We start from the raw sequence: 18,621 nt of genomic DNA, 5'->3' as shown, positions 1-18,621 counted from the left end.
ACGCCGACCACGGACACTCACAGCGCGCTCAGTCCGTTTCCGTCTGCAGCACCACCGAGTGCCCACCGCGTGCCTTCGCGGAGTACATCGCCCGATCCGCTCGCCGCAGCAGAGTCGGGTAGGCGACCAGCGCATCATCCGCTGATTCGAAAGGCCCTGCGATCTTCGCGATTCCGACGCTCATCGCCACCTCGGGATGATCGGGCGAGGTGATCGTCGAACGGAGTAGTTCATATTCGAGTCGATGGAACGAGCGTTGATCGACCGAATCGACGATGACGAACTCGTCGCCGCCTATCCGTGCGATCAAGGCCGCCGGGCCGGCGCATTCGACCAGCCTCGATCCGACTTTTTCGATCACAGCGTCACCGACGGTATGTCCGTACTCGTCGTTGATGGCCTTGAATCGATTGATGTCGACAGCGGCGACTACCAAGAGCGCCGAGTGCGTGTACGACCGCTCCAGCAACAGTCGCACTTCGTCGGCCAGTCCCCTCCTGTTGAGCAGTCCGGTCAGTGGGTCCAATTGCGAGTTCAACGCGTCGGTGCCGAGGATGGAGAAAATGAACTGACAGGCAAAGGGAATCACGTAGATTGCCGCGCCGACCAGTACTACCAACGCGACCAGAACCGGAATATCCACATCGTTTTCGACCACGGCCGTACGTGTCACGATGCCGATGACCACGACGAATACCCACAACATGTGAAGGCTCTGTATTCGAGCATTGTGGAAGAACGCGATGTATCCGCCGATCACCGAGAACATCACGGCGTGTGCCAATGCTGCAAGTGGATTGGAGTACAGCAGCATTGCGGCCGCTATTCCCACTTCCGAATAGAGCACAAAGGCGTAAGACCAGGAACGGGAGAGATTGCGCCTCGTCGAGAGGGCGACGGCCATCATCACGGTTATGACCATGATGACTGCGTTCGCGGTGCGCGCGTGCGAAGTGGTCGGCCCCTGTGGACTGAAGCGAGTCAGGAACATGATCACGGTGACCAGCACCAACGAGCAGACGACGAGAAACCGCGAGGCGACGGTCAACCCTTTGTCCGCGAGATAGCGATTGAAGGTGTCGAATTGGTCCGGACGCCGATACCAATCGACAAGTTGAGAAGAGATCAGCCGGAACGCGGGACCCGAGAGCGGTCGTCGAGACGCCGCGGCGTCCGAACGCTCAACACTCTCGGCAGATTCCATAGGGTCAGGGTAATCCAGTCAACTCCCCGCAATCAGACAATTTTCACTGTTTGCCGTCCCACATCACAACCTGATCGCCGCCGGCGGCCTTCGCGCGGTACATCGAGGCATCGGCTACTCGAAACAGTTCCGTCAACTCCTCGTCGGAAATAATCGACGACCATTCGGCAGAGGTGATCGCGACTCCGACGCTGGTGGTCACTACCGGATCACGATCGTCGATTCGCAAGTGCCTTCGCAGATTGTCTTCGAACGCAGGCGCTGCGCCGACGTCTATCGTGTCTACCAACACGAACTCGTCCCCACCGAATCTGGCGAAGAGCGCCTTCTCGCCGCCGCACCACCGCAGTCGATCAGCAATCTGGCGAAGTACGAGATCGCCTTCTTCGTGCCCCTGTGAGTCGTTGACGCTCTTGAACGAATCGACATCGACAATCGCGACGACATACGACGACTTGCTCGACGCATGCCCCGTCGCCCCCATTTCGACAACAGCTCGCTGCAGCCCGCGCCGATTCAGAAGCCCTGTCAACGGATCCACATCCGAACTGTCCGCGTCGGAGCCGAGAAGTGAGAGGACGAACTGGCAGGCGAACGGGATGACCACGATCCCGGTGGCGATGATCAGGCACAGTGCTGTGGCCAACGCAGGATCCGCGTAGACCGCGACCTTTCGGCCGACCACTGCCAGAATCACGATGGACAGCGCGATGTGGATCGCCTGGAGTCTCGCGTTGTGAAAGTACGCGATGTAACCACCGATCAGTACGAAGAGCACACACTGGATCAACCCGATGAAAGGGTCGTTGTTCAAGAACACACCGACGAATACGCCGACCTCGCAGTAGGCGACAAAGAAGTACGACCACCGACGCGTGATTTCGGGCAGAAGGCAGAAGAGCACGATCACCGCAATCGTGACGGCGATGATAACGGCGTTGACGACGCTGGTGACGTGGTTGTGCACGCCCGCGTCGCTGAAGCGCAGCAGAGTCATCGCAATGATGACCGTCGTCAGCGAGCCGATGACCAGCAATCGGACAGCTAGCTCCAGGCCCTTCGTGGCGAGGTATCGATTGAAACTGTCGAATTGATCAGGACGCCGATACCACTGAACCAGAAGGCCGAAAGCCGACTTCACAGCTGATTTTTCACGGCCACGCGGCGCGGGCAGAATCGACTGCAGTCGGTCCTGCCCGAACGATGTCATGCGCAGATCATAGGTGCGCGGACCGTCGTTCGGGACCAAGAGTGCAGGATCGAGGCGGCAAATTCAGGGTCGGTTGTCAGCGCCGAACGAGGTACGTATCCATGATCCAACCGTGCTTCTCACGCAACTCCGCCCGGCGAGCGACGATCCGATCTTCGACGTCACGCAGTTTGCCGGAAATCAACTCCTCGTCCGGGGTCCCGAGGTACGCGCCCCACCAGATCTCGGCGTCGTTTTCGCTTACCTGAGTGAAGGTGCAATGCGCGTCGAGCATCACGACGGCATTGTCCACGCCGTCGGGCAATCCCTCGGCCAGTTTGCGGCCGGTCGTGATGTGGATGGGTTCGCCGATTCGGTTCAGGACGATCCGGTGTTGTGCAGCCAGCGACTGCACGCTGGTGATTCCCGGGATGACGGAGTAGTCGAACGAAACTCTCCCGCGAGCGAGCACGCGCTCGACGATCCGCAGAGTGCTGTCGTAGAGGGAAGGGTCACCCCAGACGAGAATCGCTCCGACGCCAGGTTCGGCCGCGAATTCCGCTTCGAATTTCGCGGCCCGACGCTCGTGCCAGTCCTCGACGACTCCCTCGTAATCGGTGGGAGTTCGGTCCCGCGGCGGGTCCGTGATCTCGACCACCTTGTAGTCGAGGTGAACGTGCTCGTCGAGGATGCCGGTGCGCAAGTCGACCAGAGCCTGCTTCTCGTCACCCTTTCCGATGATGAAGAAGGTATCGGCCCTGTTCATGGCCTTGATCGCCTGAACCGTCACCTGGTCGGGATCACCAGCACCGATACCGATCACCAAGAGTTCGCGCATGTGCCGAGGCTATATTGCCGTGCGCCTTTATTAACCGCCGGAGGTTAATAAAGGCGCACAGCAGGGCAGGCCCTAGACTGATTCCCGTGACTGTCTCCACTGCTTACGAAGACCTCCTCCGGCTCGTCATGGAGACGGGTACCGCCAAATCCGATCGAACCGGAACCGGCACCCGCAGCATCTTCGGTCACCAGATGCGTTTCGATCTTGCCGACGGCTTTCCGCTCGTCACCACCAAGAAGGTCCACCTCAAGTCGATAGTCAACGAACTCCTGTGGTTCCTGCGCGGCGACTCCAACGTGGCGTGGCTGCACGAGCACGGCGTCTCCATCTGGGACGAGTGGGCCGACGAGAACGGTGAACTCGGCCCCGTCTACGGCGTCCAGTGGCGTAGCTGGCCCACCCCTTCGGGCGAGCACATCGACCAGATCACGCAGACCGTCGAGACCCTGCGCTCCAACCCCGATTCGCGGCGGATCATCGTTTCGGCGTGGAACGTCGCCGACATTCCACAGATGGCCCTGGCGCCGTGCCACGCTTTCTTCCAGTTCTACGTCGCCGACGGCAAGCTCTCCTGCCAGCTGTACCAGCGCAGCGCCGACATGTTCCTCGGCGTTCCGTTCAACATCGCCAGCTACGCGCTGCTCACCCACATGATGGCCCAGCAGGCCGGACTCGACGTCGGTGAGTTCGTCTGGACCGGCGGCGACTGCCACATCTACGACAATCACGTCGACCAGGTGACCGAGCAGCTCGGTCGCGAACCGCTGCCGTTGCCGACCCTGAAGCTGAACAAGCGCGACTCCATCTTCGACTACACCTTCGAGGACGTGGAGATCGTCGACTACCAGCACCACCCCGCGATCAAAGCCCCGGTAGCGGTCTGACGATGACCGATCGCACAGTCACCCTCATCTGGGCGCAGGCCCACGGCGGCGTCATCGGCGCCGACAACTCGATCCCGTGGCGCGTGTCCGAGGACATGGCTTACTTCAAACGCGTCACCATGGGCCATCCGGTAATCATGGGGCGGCGCACCTGGGACTCCATTCCATCGAAGTTCCGTCCGTTCAGCGGGCGTCGGAACATCGTCGTCACACGCGATCCGCAATGGCACGCCGAAGGCGCCGAGGTGGTCCGCAGTCTGGACGACGCCCTGGCGTTGCCGGACGGTGACGTCTTCGTCGTCGGTGGCGGGCAAATTTATTCGGCTGCACTGCCATTCGCGACGCATCTACTGGTGACCGAGATCGACCTCGACATCGCCGGTGATGCTTTTGCTCCCGAGATCGGCCCCGAATGGAACCTGAAATCCGACGAGCCCTGGCAGACCTCGGAGAAGAGCGGCCTGCGCTTCCGCTGGTTGGAGTACACGCGCTGACCGACTTCCGCCGATAACGAGGCACCTCGCGAGTGAGTCGGTCATACTCCAAGAAGGACATTCACCGCTTCCGAGAGGTCTTCGATGGACAAGAAGTCACTGACCGCTCTCGCTCGCCAACAGTTGAAACTGGCGGGCTCGGCGACCAGCGGTCGCAGTTCACAAACCGTCTACGGTGGCCACCAGCGCAGCCTGCGACAGACGGTGATCGCGCTGAGCGCCGGCAAGAGCCTCGCCGAACACGACAGTCCGGGCGAAGCCACGTTGTTGGTCCTGAGCGGGAAGCTGAATCTTGTGTGTGGGAGTGACCAGTGGAAAGGATCCACGGGTGATTTCCTGACCGTCCCGGCCGACCGGCACAGCGTCGAAGCGCTCGAAGACGTTGCATTTCTACTGACCGTCGCCATGAAGGGCTGAAATCGGTAGCGTCTTCCGCGTGAGCGAAACCGTGATCGAAGTGTCCATCGTCGCAGCCCCGTCCGTACTCTGGCCCGCGCTGCGCGACCCGTCGCTGATTCGACGTTGGTTCGGCTGGGAGTACGACGGACTCGACGACGAAATCACCCAGATCTACTCCACCGCTGAGGCCGACCCCGAAGCGTTGACGCTGAAACTCGGAAACGGCGACCGTTTCTCACTTCGCGAACAGGACGGCAAGACGGTCGTCCGCATCGACCGACCGGCCAAATCTGCCGACGACGACTGGTACAACGACATCACCGAGGGCTGGACGACATTCCTCCAGCTGCTCAGATTCGCAGTGGAGCACCACGGACTGGCCGAGCGTAGAACCATTTATCTCGACGGCCTTCTGCTCCCCGGTGAGAACGTGGCAAGCGTCCTCGGGCTCACCGAAATCGAATTGGAAGCGGGAAGTCGGTACGCGGTGACAATCGCTCCCGGCGACTATTTCGAAGGCGTCGTCGACTACGTCACCGACCACCAATTCGGGTTGACAGTCGAGGATCTCGGCCCTGGCCTGCTGTCTGTCGCCACCCAGTCGGTGACGGCGCAGCGGCCCGACGGAGGCATGTCCATCCTGCTGACCACCTACGACCTGAGCGATGACGAGTTCGACGAGATCAAGCATCACTGGTCGTCGTGGTGGGAAGGTCGCCGCCAGGAGAGCTGACGTTCGGTGAGGCGATATGCTTCGACCATGGTCGAAGCTTCGGGTCACAGTCCGGCACGTACGTTCGGCGAGTTGCTCGACCGCCTGGGCGATTCCAATGCCGACATACCGACACTCCACCGCCTGCTCGAGGCGGTCCTGGTGGTCGGCTCCGGCCTGGACCTCGACCTGACGCTTCAACGGATCATCACCTCTGCGACAACGGTTCTGGATTGCCGCTACGGCGCCCTGGGGGTCGCGGCGCCGGGGGGCGGGCTCTCGGAATTCGTGTACGAGGGAATCTCCGGGTCCCAACGCGCGACCATGGGACATTTCCCCGAAGGTCATGGCGTGCTGGGTGTTCTGATGAATCACCCGCAGACTTTGCGTGTGGCCCATCTCGGCGACCATCCCGAATCGGTGGGATTCCCCGCAAATCATCCACCGATGGAGAGCTTCCTCGGAGCGCCGATCATGATGCGGGGAAAGGTGTTCGGAAGCATCTACCTGACCGAGAAACGGGGACAGGCCGAGTTCACCCAGGAAGACGAGGTCATTCTCGAAGCCCTCGCCATCGCAGCCGGTATCGCTGTGGAAAACGCCCGACTGTTCGAGCAGTCACGAACTCGTGAAAGATGGCTCACCGCAACATCTGCCATCCGCTCGCGGTTGCTGGCCGGTGACTCGCTCGAGGACGGTCTGCAACTTCTTGCCAGTCGCGTTCGGGACCTGACCGGCGTCGACGACGTGATCGTGGTGATCTGCGAGAACGGCTACGCACAGGTTCACGCCGCGGCCAGCGCCCGGACCACGTCACGTGGAGTCAGAATTCCGGCGACCACCTATCCGTTCGACGTGGTGCGGAGCACTCGAAAGCTACAGGTACTCACCACTTTAGGCGCACTCACCGAACTGGTGCCGTCCGCTGGGAGTGCTGTCGTGGCACCGATGTGCGTTGCCTCGGGTGTAGTCGGCGCGGTCATCGTGGCGTCGAATTCCACCAACACACACTGGGATCACGACGAACTGACCCGGATCGAGTCGATGGCCGAACTCGGCTCCGTTGCAATCGAGTTCGACGAGAAACAAAAGGCGCAACGCCTGTTGTCCGTGCTCGCCGACCGCGACCGCATCGCACGAGACCTGCACGACAACGTCATCCAGCGACTGTTCGCGAGCGGAATGAGCCTGCAGAGCACGCTTCCGGACGAGACCCTCCCGGAGTCGGCGCGCGCGATTGTCAAACGATCTCTCGAACAGCTCGACAAGACCGTCCGCGAGATTCGGACAACCATCTTCGATCTGCAGACTCCGACGGCCACCGATTCGTCGAGCCTGCGCCGGCGCCTCCTCGATGTCATCGGCGACGCCACCGCACAGTCCGCTGTGACCCCGAGCGTCCAATTCTCCGGCGCCATCGACACTCTGGTGAATCCCGGGATCCACCAGCACGCCGAAGCCGTGCTGCGTGAGGGGTTGAGCAACGTCCTTCGGCATGCACACGCACGCCACATCACCATCGCTGTCACCGCGGACGTCGAATTTGCGATCACGATCGAGGACGACGGCGTCGGACTCCCCTCCGACTTCCACAAGAGTGGACTGCACAATCTGGAGCGCCGCGCCGAACATTGCGGCGGTACGTGCACGATCGTCAATCACGATCCGAGCGGTGCACGCCTGCTCTGGCGAGTACCGCTCGGTCGCACCAACTCGAATCGACCGAAATCCGGTCGTTAGATCCTAGCGACTGCCGCTACGGATTTCGGTCGCCAGCACCGCAGCCTGAGTACGACGCTGCATGCCCAGCTTCGAGAGCAGACGCGTCACGTAGTTCTTGACCGTCTTCTCCGCGAGGAACAATCGCGCGCCGATCTCCCGGTTGGTGAGCCCCTCTCCGATGAGATCGAAGACTGCTCGCTCCTGATCGGAAAGTTCGGCCAACGGATCAGCTGTACGGTCGCTGCGGATCCGCTGCATCAGCGCCTCGGTTGCACGACTGTCGAGCAGTGAACCGCCGCGCCCGACTGTGCGGACTGCAGCGACCAGATCGGTTCCGAGAATCTGCTTGAGGACGAATCCCGAGGCGCCCGCCATGATCGCGTCGAGCAACGCCTCGTCGTCGGCGTACGACGTGAGCATCAGGCAGCGGAGGTCGGGAAGCATCGAGCGGAGTTCTCGGCACAGTTCGACGCCGTTGCCGTCAGGCAGGCGTACGTCCAGAACAGCGACGTCGGCGTTGGTCTGCGGTACCGCAGCCAGCGCTTCCCCCACGGACGCCGCCTCGCCCACCACCACGAAGTCCTCGACCCCACCGAGTAGGTCGAACAATCCGCGTCTGACGATCTCGTGATCGTCGACCAGGAATATCCGCGTTGTCATCGAACCCCTCCAAAAGACATCTCACGTCGAACGGTACCGGAGACGGTGGACTCAGAACTCATGGAATGCATTCTCTTCACTTGTTGACGTGCCGGACGATGAGAACCGGGCAATCCGCGGTGTGCAGGAGCGCCCGACTGGTCGATCCGAGGAGCATTCCTGCGAATCCGCCGCGCCCGCGACTGCCGACGACTATCAACTGCGCCGTCTCCGCGTATTCGCTCAGGACTCGGACGGGACGGTCACGCGCGACGACTCTTTCGACGACGACGTCCGGGTAACGCTCGGTGAATCCGGCCAATTGCTCCGCGAGGACAACTTCCTCACCCGTCTGGATGCTGCTCCACAGTGGGTCGTCGGGGGTGGCGCCCAACGAGGGCTGCACACTCACGTCGCTCCACACGTTGACGGCAATCAAGGTGGCGCCCCGCGCGGAGGCCTGCTCGAAAGCGTGCTCGACTGCCTCGATGCTGCTTTCGGATCCATCGACACCGACGACGACGGGGCCCTCGGTCGGCGGCCGACCGTCGAGCGTCCGTCCTCGGACAACTGCAACCGGAGATTCGCCGTGCGAGACAACCGAGACCGTCGCAGAACCGACGACCAATCCGGTGAATTCGCCGTGCCCGCGAGGGCCGAGCGCAATGATGTACGCGCCCTTGGACAATTCGATCAGGCGATCGGAGACGCTGCCGTCGAGTAGTTCGGTGACGATCTCGAGGTCGTCGTCGATGCTTTGCCGCGCGAGGATCTGTGCGCTGTCCAGACGAGCGGTGGCAGTGCGCCGCAGTTCGTCCTTGAAGCTCTCGGCGAGGTAAGGCTCGGAGTAGTAGAAGGCTGGGATGTGCACCACCGTCGCGATGTGGAGCGGTCGACCGAGCGCCACCGCGGTCCTCGCCGCCCAGACGACAGCCGACGACGCCGATTCCGAACCGTCTACCGCTACGACGACGGGTTTGGTTGCACTCATGTTCGTCCCTCCACAATCGACCACAGAATCTCTTCGCCCTCACACTATTGCCCAATGACGGCAAAAAGGATTCATCAGCCGACGCGAGTCCCGAATCGGACATTGGGTGTTCGGGTGGACTGCGGCAACGGCCCCGCCAACATCCCTTTCGGGCGTCAACGAGGCCACCGGTGCCGGATTCGCACGCAAACCCTGGCTACTCGATCCACGTTAGGTGAAGAACCCGACCGGTCAGAAGTGAAAAAAGTCCTGTCAACAAGCGCCCAAAATCGGGTTTCGTACGCAGGAGATCCCGAACCACCTGCTCTGCTGTGCGCCTTTGTTAACCGCCGGCGGTTAATAAAGGCGCACAGCAGGATCAGTCACAAATCTTGCGGAACTTCTCGATCAGCTGCACTCGGCCGTTGCGGTCGGCCGCCAACGGCGTGACGTTGAGCGTCGTGACACCGGCTTCGGCGAAGGCTGCGACGCGTTCCTTGACGTAGCTCTCGGGACCGATCAACGACACTGCGCGAACCAGTTCGTCCGGCACTGCTGCTGCGGCTTCGTCCTTCTTGCCCGCGAGGTAGAGATCCTGGATCTTCTCGGCGGCCTCTTCGTAGCCGTAGCGCACCGCGAGATCGTTGTAGAAGTTCTTGCCCTTGGCGCCCATGCCACCGATGTAGAGCGCAAGGCTCGGGCGTACCCAGTCGAGCATGTGGTCGACGTCGTCACCGATGGCCAGTGCCGGCGACGCGTACACCTGAAGCTCACCGAGGCTCGGATCGCGCTTGGCCTTGCCCTTGGCGATCGGCTCACCCCACACGCTTGCTGCCTTCTCCGGATGGAAGAAGATAGGTTCCCAGCCTTCGGCGATTTCCGCCGTCAGCTCGACGTTCTTGGGTCCGAGCGAAGCGATCAGGATCGGGATGCGCTCACGCACAGGATGATTGATCAGCTTGAGCGGCTTTCCGAGTCCGGTGCCCTTCTCGGCGGGGAGGGGAACCTGGTAGTACTTGCCCTGGTACTCGACCTTCTCGCGGCGCCATACCTGACGGCAGATCTCGACGACCTCACGTGTGCGTCCCAGCGGAGCGTCGTACTTGACGCCGTGGAACCCCTCGATCACCTGCGGTCCGGAAGCGCCCAGTCCCATCACGAAGCGACCGTTGGAGACGAAGTCCAGGCCAGCCGCCGTCATGGCGGTCAACGAAGGGGTACGGGTGTAGATCTGAAAGATTCCCGAAGCGAGTTCGATGGTCGACGTCTTGGCCGCCAGGTAACCGAGCTGGCTGACGGCGTCGAAGGAATACGCCTCCGGGACGAAGGCGATGTCGAGGCCCGCCTTCTCCAGGTCACCGACCTCTTCGACGGTTTCGGCGAACCCGCCGCTGTAGTTCAAACCCATACCGATACGCACGTTGTAACCCCAATCCTGACGATTGCTGCCGTGTGCGACGCGCACACGAGCAGTGGTACTCCCATCGAACACTTAACTCACATCGAACACTACGGAACCTGAGTCCGCATTCATGTGACTACCCCGTTCATATTCGATGACCGAAATGAACGGGGCAGTGGGAGAGCCTGTCGAGGGTCAGGATTCTTCGGGGCGAACCACCATGACGGGGCACTTGGCCGAAGCGATCAGGGTGTTGCTGGTCGAGCCGAGCAACATGCCGCGGAATCCACCACGGCCACGGCTGCCGACTACGACGAGCTGCGCTTTTGCCGACCAGTCCAGCAGCCGTCCGCGTGGGTTGTCGAGGTATACCTCGCGCCGGACCTTCACGTCCGGGTATTGCTCGGACCATCCGGCCAAGCTCTCGCTGAGTACCGCGTGCTCTTCCTCTTCGAGAGACTGCGGGGCAAGCGCAGCGGCCCTCGGGTCTTCGAATGCCGCACTGCCGAGGTCACTCCACACGTGCAACGCCACCAACTCGACTCCGCGGAACGACGCTTCCTCGAAAGCCGCACCGACGGCCTGGGCGCTCAACGCGCTGCCGTCGACGCCGACCACTACGGGTCCTTCCGAGGGCACCGCACCATCGCGGTCTCGGACGACGATGACCGGACACTTGCCGTGACTGGCCACACCGACCGCGGTATTGCCGAGGACTGCTGTCGCCGCCTTGCCTGACGCCGACGCTCCGACGACTACCCGCCTGGCTTGTGCCGAACTCTCGATCAGCCACTGAGTTGCGCTGCCGATGGCGATTTCGGTGTGAACTTCGAGTTTCGGATCGATCTCACGGGCGAACTGTTCCGCCTCCGCCAAGATCGCTTTTCCGGCCTCTTCGACCCATTCGTACACCCCACCCGCGTCGACGTACGGTCCGCCGAAACCGTAAGGCGCGAAGTCGAGAGCGTGGATGATGTCGAGTCGCAATTCGCGCTGGGCGGCGATTTTCGCGGCCTCGCGGAGCGCTGTGGACGCAGTGTCCGAACCCTCGACTCCGACAACAACACTGTTATGTTCGCGTGAACTCATGTGCCCACCTTCCTGAAGAAGTAACCGAGCCACTTTCACTCTAACCATCCCACTTGTCCGGCTTTTTTGGGGTCGCCCCCTCTTCATTTCGGGGACTTAGGTCCCCGAAACTGTTGACGGATAGGAGAATTAGCAGAGCAATCAGGACCAGGTGTGAACAGGATCTCCCGTCCGCATGTTCTCCACGTAACCGCGGAGCATTCCGGTGAGCGCAGTCGAGCGGTCCGCGCCCGAGGCCTCCGCGTGCGCCACTTGCTCGCGTTGCCAGGCGGCACCGGTCTGCCGATTCATGCACCGCCCTTCGATCACGCCGAGGTACCGATCGCGGGCCGCGGCGGACAATCCGAAGTCGGCCAAACCCTCGTCCGCCAACGGCAGCAGCCTTCGCAGGACCAACTCGTCGGCACCGACCCAACCGATCTCCGGCCAGTACAGGGTGGCGTCGAGTCCGTACTTGGCGCCGATGTGCAGGTTCTCTTCTGCCGCATGGAACGACATGTGCGACCACAGTGGCCGCTCCGCGTTCACCAATGCGCGGACGGTTCCGTAGTAGAAGGCCGCATTGGCCATGATGTCGACGACGGTCGGCCCGGCCGGCAACACCCGATTCTCGATACGCAAGTGCGGCTTGCCATCCGAGCAGTCGTAGACGGGCCGATTCCAGCGATAGACCGTGCCGTTGTGCATCTGAAGCTCGCTCAACTCCGGAACCCCGCCCGCCGCGAGCACTTCCAGCGGATCGGTGTCCGAGACATCAGGGAGCAGCGCCGGGAAGTACCGTGAATTCTCCTCGAACAGGTCGAGAACCGAATGGATCCACCGCTCACCGAACCACACTCGCGGTCGCACACCTTGGTTCTTGAGCTCGAAAGTTCGGGTGTCCGTTGCCTGTTCGAAGATCGGAATGCGCGATTCGTGCCAAAGTGCCTTGCCTGCCAGGAAAGGAGAATTGGCAGCAAGCGCCACCTGCACTCCGGCCAGACACTGCGCGGCATTCCAGTGCGCTGCGAATTCTTCCGGCGCGACGCGCAGGTGCAACTGCATGGACGTACATGCCGCCTCCGGGACTACCGAATTGGTGTCGGCCCGAAGGATTTCCACGTCGCCGCCGGGTAGCGCGACACCTTCGACGTCGAGTTCGATGTCCTCTCCTCGCGCGGCAAAAATTTGCTCGTTGAGCAATTCGTAGCGCGGGTTGGCGGTGATCCACTCACGATCGAGATGCTCGAGCTGCAGTGTCGGCAGCATCCCGATCATCACCATCTCGGCGTCGTGCGCGTGGATTCGCGCGTCTGCGACGTCGAGGGACGCCCGCAGTTTCTTCTCCAATTCGAAAGTCGCATCACCGGTGAGTGGGCCGGGCTCGACGTTCATCTCGACGTTGAACTGTCCGAGCTCGGTTTGGAAAACCGCAGAGTCGTCGATGGATTCGAGCACTTCACGGTTGGACATCGCGGGCCTCATGTCGCCGGTCACGAGGTTGAACTCGATCTCCATGCCCAACAGCGGAGCGGGCTTGTCGACGGCGTCTCGGAAGTCACCACCGTCGAGCATCTGCTTCATGGCGTCGACGCACGAGCGCACCTTCTTACGAAAGAGCCTACGGTCGGCTCTGGTGAATTCTCGCGCCGTGACCTCTGCACCCATTGCGCATTCCCCCTTCGACGATCAACGTCACTGAAGGCTATCCGTCCGGTGTCACCGACAAACGAGAACTGCGGTGGCACCGGGAAGAATTTCCCGACGCCACCGCAGTTCTCCGAAAGTTTCTTCTACGAGTTGTCGACCCAGGTGACAGCTACGCCGCGAGCCTGCAGCCACGCTGCGGGATCGACCTTTGCGCCGTTCTCGGCAACCTCGAAGTGCAGGTGCGGGCCGGTGGACTGGCCACGGTTACCCACGGTGGCGATCTGCTGGCCGGCGTTGACGCGCTGGCCGACGTTGACCTGGTAGTCGTTGACGTGGCCGTACGTGGTGACCGTGCCGTCGTCGTGCTGGACGCGGACCCAGAGGCCGAAACCTGACGCCGGGCCGGCGTCGATGACCTGGCCGTCGGCTGCAGCCAGAATCGGCGTACCGATCGGAGCCGCGATGTCGAGGCCGCCGTGGTGTGCTCCCCAGCGCGAACCGAAGGTGGAGGTCAGCGTTCCGGACACCGGCTGCACGGTACGAGCTGAGGTGCCGGGGTTGATCCCAGCGAGGAACTGCTGTGCCTGCGTGTTGAGGTCGGCAGCAAAATCGGGAAGCTCGGGGATGTCGAGAGCCGGAAGTGCCGCCAATTCAGCCGGAACGACAACGCCCTCGGGGAGCAGACCCTGCGGGATTTCGATGCCGGCGATGGTCTGTGTTGCCGGCGCCGCAGCAGCGGTTCCTGCGCCCATCTGGCCTGCACCGACGAGGAGTGCACCGGTAGCCGCAGCTACGACACCTGCCTTGACACCGGCACCAGGGCCAGCCGACGGGGTGCGGTGGCGGCCGCTTGCTGCCTCGGGATCGATCTCGAAGACAACATCGTCATTGCCCGTGCGGTGGTGGTTTCCCACAGTGTGTACTCCGTCAGTCGTCGGCGTGCAGCGTCCTTCTGATGAAGCCCGCTCCTCTGTCTGCCGAAGAATGTAACAGTTTGATCAAGGCGGCCGCCACCGTTACCCGATCTTGACCAAAACTATTTGTCGCCGTTCTGTCGGCTGGCGTCCAGTTCTGACTTGAATGCGTCGTATCGTGCCCGGTGAGCGGGTCGACGCCGGATGATCGCCCACGCGATGCCCAGAACCACGAACCAGATCGGCGTGACGAGAAGTGCCTGCAGGGTGTCGTCCTTGGTTGTCAGTGCCCAGAGAATGAAGACGAAGAACGCGAGCACGACCCAGCACATCACGATGCCGCCGGGCATCTTGAACTTCGACGCCTCGTGCAGGTGCGGACGACGCTTCCGGTACACCATGTAGCTCGCCAGGATGATCGTCCATACGAACATGAACAGCAGCGCCGAAATGGTCGTGACGACGGTGAAGGCCTCGATCACGGAATCGCCCGAGAACAGCAGGATCAACGACGCCAGCAGGAAGATGCACGAGAACATCAGGGCGTTCGCGGGGACCTTGCGTGAGTTCAGCTTGCCGAGGGCCCTCGGTGCGTCGCCTTCCTGCGCAAGGCCGAACACCATGCGCGAGGTGGAGTAGATACCCGAGTTGGCCGAAGATGCAGCGGAGGTCAGCACGACGAAGTTGATGACAGAAGCAGCGATGCCGAGGCCGGCGAGTGTGAACATGGCGACGAACGGACTCTTGTCTGCGCTGATTTCACGCCACGGAGTCACCGCGATGATCACGGTCAGTGCAACGACGTAGAACAGCAGGACACGAATGGGGATGGAGTTGATGGCCTTCGGCAGGTTCTTCTCCGGGTCCTTCGCCTCGGCTGCCGTCGTGCCGACGAGCTCGATACCCACGAAGGCGAACACGGCGATCTGGAAGCCGGCGACGAAGCCCATGAATCCGGTCGGGAACATCCCGCCGTCGTTCCAGAGGTTGTCGATACCCGAGGTGGCACCGTTCGGCGCCGTGAACCCGGAGACGACCATGACGATGCCGACGACGATCAGGCTGACGATGGCGATGATCTTGATCAGCGCGAACCAGAACTCGGTTTCACCGAAGGCGCGAACGGTCGGGAGATTGAGGAGCAACAGCGCCGCGATCGTCAGCAAAGCAGGAATCCACGCCGCGAGCCCTGGCCACCAGTACTTGAAGTACCCGGAAATCGCGATGACGTCCGCGATGCCGGTGACGATCCAACAGAACCAGTAGGTCCAGCCGGTGAAGAATCCCGCCCAGGGGCCCAGCAGATCCGCGGCGAAGTCGGAGAACGACTTGTACGCCATGTTCGAGAGCAGCAGCTCCCCCATCGCCCGCATGACGAAGAAGAGCATGAATCCGATGATCATGTACACGAAGATCACGGAGGGCCCGGCGAGCGAGATCGTCTTGCCCGATCCCATGAACAGTCCGGTGCCGATGGCACCACCGATGGCGATCAGCTGGATATGCCGGTTGGACAGCTGACGTGAGAGGTGGGGGTCTTCGCCGGACGGCTTCGTCAGGTCTGGTGTATTCGCGTGGTCGGACACGGAGGATCCCCCTCGTCATACGGTTCATCCGGGGCATCGAAATCGTGCCCGTCGGGGGAACCTCGGAAAATGTGCTCTCTCAAAGTACGCGTGCACTGGCTCACATCACGCATCGGAAAGCGGACGCCGATAACCTGTCGAGGTGAACACTGACAGCACGGCCCATCAAGACGGACATATCGCCGCGACGCTGTTCGATTTCTCCGGAACCCTCTTCCGTTTGGAGGAGAGCGACGATTGGACCGAGCACCTCGTCGATCACCAAGGCGATCCGCTCGACGTGCACGCTCAAGCCGAGCTGATGCGTCGGATGACCGCGCCGGTGGGCAGAACCGTGGAGATGGACGAAGCGGGGATCTACGCGTGGGAGAACCGCGACCGGGATCCGAAGTTGCATCGTCAGGCTTACCTCGACGTGTTGAGTAAGTCCGGGGTGCCCGATCCGGTTCGGGCCGAAGCTTTCTACGCCCTGCTGGTCGATCCGGATCAGTGGTCGCCGTACCCGGATACCGGCGAGGTCCTGAAGTCACTGTCGGAGAAGGGCATACGCACTGCCGTCTTGAGCAACATCGCCTTCGACATCCGTCCGGCGTTCGCCGACCGCGGCTGGGACGTCTGGGTCGACGAGTTCGTCCTCTCGTTCGAGGTAGGTGCAGTCAAGCCCGAACCGGCGATCTTCGAGTACGCCCTCGCACAACTCGATGTGGATGCGGCGCAGACCCTGATGGTCGGTGACAGCGAGATCGCCGACGGCGCTGCCCGAGACGTCGGTTGCCAGTTCGCACTCGTCGATCCCCTGCCGACGACCGAACGCCCGCACGCGCTACTCGACGCAGTGCGGAAGTTCGGGCTTCTGTAAGGAGCGCTCAGACACCTTCGGTGAGTTCGCGCAACGCCGCGTAGCGCTCGCGCACGTGGGGAGCTGGTTCGGCGTCGAATCGTCGCTCTTCCGGTTTCGGCCACACCGGCGGCTGCGTGTCCCCGGACAGTGCCCATGCTGCTTGCCTGCATGCCCCTTCGGCGACGTACTCACCCGGAGCAGGGATCACGACCGGCACTCCGAGAATTGCCGGCGCGATCTCACAGAGAGCGCGCGACTTCGCTCCGCCTCCCACGAGGAGAACTCGCTTCACCTCGACGCCTTGACGAACCAGGTCGTCGACGCCGTCGGCCAAGCCGCACAGGAGCCCTTCGATTGCGGCTCGTGCAAAGTGCGCAGGCGTCGAGTTCTGCAGCCGGAATCCGTGCATGGCCCCCGTGGCGTCAGGGCGGTTGGGCGTCCGTTCACCCTCGAAGTACGGAATCATGACCAGCCCGTCGTTTCCGAGGGGCGCCTTCAACGCCAACCGCGACAGTTCGGCGTGATCGACACCGAGAATGGACGCCGTCGCATCAAGAATGCGCGCGCCGTTGAGAGTGCACACCAGCGGCAAGTGCAGGCCGGTTGCGTCCGCGAATCCTGCCACGTTCCCGCCGGGATCATGCGTGGGGGTGGCCGATACAGCCGAGACGACGCCGGATGTTCCGATCGAGATGATCACGTCACCGGGAACTGCCCCCAAACCCAGTGCGGCTGCGGCATTGTCACCGGTGCCAGGCCCGACAATACCTCCGGAACGTGTACTTCCGATCTTTTCGTTCGGCGATGCAACTCGGGGAACATGCGGGGTTCGACCGCGAAATGCCAACGCCAGCAAATCTTTACGATATTCGCGCGTCGAGGCAGCATAATAGCCGGTTCCACTGGCGTCGCCCGCGTCGGTGGCAAGCTCCTCGATCGAGCCGGACCCACCCAACTTCCAGGACAACCAGTCATGCGGAAGACACACCGCGGCAGTGCGATCGGCGTTGCCGGGTTCGTGATCTGCCAGCCATCGAAGCTTGCTTGCCGTGACCGCGGCGACCGGAACTACACCAACTGCGTCGGCCCACGCCTTGGGTCCGCCGAGCTCTTCGACCAGATCGGTCGCGGCCTTCGCCGACCGAGTGTCGTTCCACAGCAACGCCGGTCTGACGACCTCGCCGCCACTGTCCATACACACCATGCCGTGCTGTTGAGCTCCGACCGATACGGCTGCGACGTCGCCGAGCCCACCCGCTGCGGCGATTGCACTGTCCATCGCCTCGAGCCAGCATGCCGGATCTATCTCGGTACCGACGGGATGCGCCGCCCGCCCTTCTCGTACCAGCTCTCCCGAATCGGCATCACGGACAATGACTTTGCACGACTGGGTAGACGAATCGATACCGGCTACGAGGGTCACACTGGCGTCCTTTCCGAAGGACCGTCAGCTCGCGTTGGCGACCGCGGGCATCCGGTTGCTGCGCTTACGCAGCGATCGCACATATTCTGCGCGCTCGGTCTCCGTCATTCCACCCCAGATGCCGTACGGCTCGTGGACGGAGAGTGCGTGTTCGCGGCACTGCTGGAGTACAGGGCACGTCGCGCAGACCTTCTTGGCGTTGCGTTCACGGTTCTCGCGGGCGTGTCCACGCTCGCCGTCCGGATGGAAGTACACCGCGGAATCGTGCCCGCGGCACGCTCCCTGCAGCTGCCAGTCCCACACTTCGGCGGTCGGGTACGGCATCGGAAGGTGCTTGTGCATGATGGCGACCTCAATTCCTTACTCGGGTGACACGGATTCGGGTGACTCTGGGCTGACGCCGGGTCGGACTTATCGACGCCTGGCCGATTGGCCGAGTCGATGTGCACAGACCGTTGCGAGTTCGCCGGTGACCGGCGGAGTCAGCGCTACGACGCCGTCGTCGAGAATTGCCTGCAGCCTGCGGAAATACTCGTCCGGGGCGAGGCCGAAGGTTACAAAGATCTCTTCGTCAGGTCCACCGTCGAACTGCTGCCACTTACGTGCGAACTCGACGATCTCTTGTGTATCGGTGCGGCTCATCAGGTTCTCCCCTGTTTGTGCGCCCTGCTTCACAGAAACTG

Annotated in this window: 19 protein-coding genes; 6 read left to right on the top strand and 13 right to left on the bottom strand. The window is 62.2% G+C overall.

Translation table 11 applies throughout. The features are described 5' to 3' along the window. Nucleotides 1-28: 28 nt before the first annotated feature. From P3G66_RS04620 to cobF, 3 genes are all read right to left on the bottom strand, one after another. Nucleotides 29-1,204 carry a GGDEF domain-containing protein gene (locus P3G66_RS04620; protein ID WP_276116249.1) on the bottom strand — a complete coding sequence of 392 codons (1,176 nt, stop codon included), beginning with the start codon at nt 1,202-1,204 and terminating at the stop codon, nt 29-31. 43 nt (nt 1,205-1,247) lie between these two features. Beyond that, the gene (locus tag P3G66_RS04615; RefSeq protein WP_276116248.1) at nt 1,248-2,414 is read right to left on the bottom strand and encodes a GGDEF domain-containing protein; all 1,167 of its coding nucleotides are present in this window, start codon (nt 2,412-2,414) and stop codon (nt 1,248-1,250) included. Nucleotides 2,415-2,490: 76 nt separating this feature from the next. After that, entirely contained in the window at nt 2,491-3,231 is a 741-nt protein-coding gene (gene cobF / locus P3G66_RS04610; protein WP_003946376.1) for a precorrin-6A synthase (deacetylating), read from the bottom strand. 86 nt (nt 3,232-3,317) lie between these two features. Here cobF and P3G66_RS04605 point away from each other — a divergent pair, with 86 nt between their 5' ends. From P3G66_RS04605 to P3G66_RS04585, 5 genes are all read left to right on the top strand, one after another. Further along, nucleotides 3,318-4,118 (top strand): thymidylate synthase, encoded by an 801-nt coding sequence (locus P3G66_RS04605; protein ID WP_003946427.1) that lies wholly within the window; start codon nt 3,318-3,320, stop codon nt 4,116-4,118. Between the two features lie 2 nt (nt 4,119-4,120). Beyond that, nucleotides 4,121-4,612 carry a dihydrofolate reductase gene (locus P3G66_RS04600; RefSeq protein ID WP_003946393.1) on the top strand — a complete coding sequence of 164 codons (492 nt, stop codon included), beginning with the start codon at nt 4,121-4,123 and terminating at the stop codon, nt 4,610-4,612. An 84-nt stretch (nt 4,613-4,696) separates the two neighbouring features. Then, on the top strand, nt 4,697-5,029 hold the full coding sequence (locus P3G66_RS04595) for a cupin domain-containing protein (protein ID WP_003946336.1): 333 nt from the start codon (nt 4,697-4,699) through the stop codon (nt 5,027-5,029). Nucleotides 5,030-5,048: 19 nt separating this feature from the next. After that, the gene (locus P3G66_RS04590) at nt 5,049-5,744 is read left to right on the top strand and encodes a hypothetical protein (protein WP_003946413.1); all 696 of its coding nucleotides are present in this window, start codon (nt 5,049-5,051) and stop codon (nt 5,742-5,744) included. A 27-nt stretch (nt 5,745-5,771) separates the two neighbouring features. Continuing rightward, nucleotides 5,772-7,463 carry a GAF domain-containing protein gene (locus P3G66_RS04585; RefSeq protein ID WP_042921348.1) on the top strand — a complete coding sequence of 564 codons (1,692 nt, stop codon included), beginning with the start codon at nt 5,772-5,774 and terminating at the stop codon, nt 7,461-7,463. A 3-nt stretch (nt 7,464-7,466) separates the two neighbouring features. Here P3G66_RS04585 and P3G66_RS04580 read toward each other — a convergent pair whose 3' ends face one another. The 7 genes from P3G66_RS04580 to cycA all read right to left on the bottom strand — a co-directional run bounded on the left by P3G66_RS04580 (nt 7,467) and on the right by cycA (nt 15,674). Continuing rightward, nucleotides 7,467-8,105, bottom strand: a complete 639-nt coding sequence (locus tag P3G66_RS04580) for a response regulator transcription factor (protein WP_276116247.1) — start codon at nt 8,103-8,105, stop codon at nt 7,467-7,469. Nucleotides 8,106-8,181: 76 nt separating this feature from the next. Beyond that, nucleotides 8,182-9,075 (bottom strand): universal stress protein, encoded by an 894-nt coding sequence (locus P3G66_RS04575; protein ID WP_003946389.1) that lies wholly within the window; start codon nt 9,073-9,075, stop codon nt 8,182-8,184. A 358-nt stretch (nt 9,076-9,433) separates the two neighbouring features. After that, nucleotides 9,434-10,474 carry an LLM class F420-dependent oxidoreductase gene (locus P3G66_RS04570; protein ID WP_007727670.1) on the bottom strand — a complete coding sequence of 347 codons (1,041 nt, stop codon included), beginning with the start codon at nt 10,472-10,474 and terminating at the stop codon, nt 9,434-9,436. Between the two features lie 177 nt (nt 10,475-10,651). Further along, nucleotides 10,652-11,545, bottom strand: a complete 894-nt coding sequence (locus P3G66_RS04565) for a universal stress protein (RefSeq protein WP_007727672.1) — start codon at nt 11,543-11,545, stop codon at nt 10,652-10,654. A 141-nt stretch (nt 11,546-11,686) separates the two neighbouring features. Beyond that, the gene (locus tag P3G66_RS04560; RefSeq protein WP_276116245.1) at nt 11,687-13,192 is read right to left on the bottom strand and encodes a glutamate-cysteine ligase family protein; all 1,506 of its coding nucleotides are present in this window, start codon (nt 13,190-13,192) and stop codon (nt 11,687-11,689) included. A gap of 125 nt (nt 13,193-13,317) precedes the next feature. Further along, nucleotides 13,318-14,088, bottom strand: coding sequence for a M23 family metallopeptidase (locus P3G66_RS04555; protein WP_003946431.1), 771 nt, complete (start codon nt 14,086-14,088; stop codon nt 13,318-13,320). A 122-nt stretch (nt 14,089-14,210) separates the two neighbouring features. Beyond that, on the bottom strand, nt 14,211-15,674 hold the full coding sequence (gene cycA / locus P3G66_RS04550) for a D-serine/D-alanine/glycine transporter (RefSeq protein ID WP_003946351.1): 1,464 nt from the start codon (nt 15,672-15,674) through the stop codon (nt 14,211-14,213). 142 nt (nt 15,675-15,816) lie between these two features. Between cycA and P3G66_RS04545 the strand changes: the two genes are divergently transcribed. Next, complete coding sequence (locus P3G66_RS04545) at nt 15,817-16,533, top strand: HAD-IA family hydrolase (protein ID WP_003946350.1); 717 nt, start codon at nt 15,817-15,819, stop codon at nt 16,531-16,533. A 7-nt stretch (nt 16,534-16,540) separates the two neighbouring features. On the opposite strand, the gene xylB is transcribed toward P3G66_RS04545, so the two are convergent. The 3 genes from xylB to P3G66_RS04530 form a co-directional block, all read right to left on the bottom strand. Continuing rightward, the gene (xylB, locus tag P3G66_RS04540; protein ID WP_276116244.1) at nt 16,541-17,938 is read right to left on the bottom strand and encodes a xylulokinase; all 1,398 of its coding nucleotides are present in this window, start codon (nt 17,936-17,938) and stop codon (nt 16,541-16,543) included. Between the two features lie 24 nt (nt 17,939-17,962). Beyond that, nucleotides 17,963-18,280, bottom strand: a complete 318-nt coding sequence (locus P3G66_RS04535; RefSeq protein ID WP_003946343.1) for a WhiB family transcriptional regulator — start codon at nt 18,278-18,280, stop codon at nt 17,963-17,965. A 69-nt stretch (nt 18,281-18,349) separates the two neighbouring features. Beyond that, on the bottom strand, nt 18,350-18,580 hold the full coding sequence (locus P3G66_RS04530; protein WP_020970382.1) for a DUF3263 domain-containing protein: 231 nt from the start codon (nt 18,578-18,580) through the stop codon (nt 18,350-18,352). Between the last annotated feature and the right edge of the window lie 41 nt (nt 18,581-18,621).

Source organism: Rhodococcus sp. C3V (genome assembly GCF_029269915.1).
Classification (GTDB): domain Bacteria; phylum Actinomycetota; class Actinomycetes; order Mycobacteriales; family Mycobacteriaceae; genus Rhodococcus_F; species Rhodococcus_F qingshengii.
The sequence above is the reverse complement of the archived record's forward strand: the minus strand, read 5'-3'. Positions and strand labels throughout refer to the sequence as shown.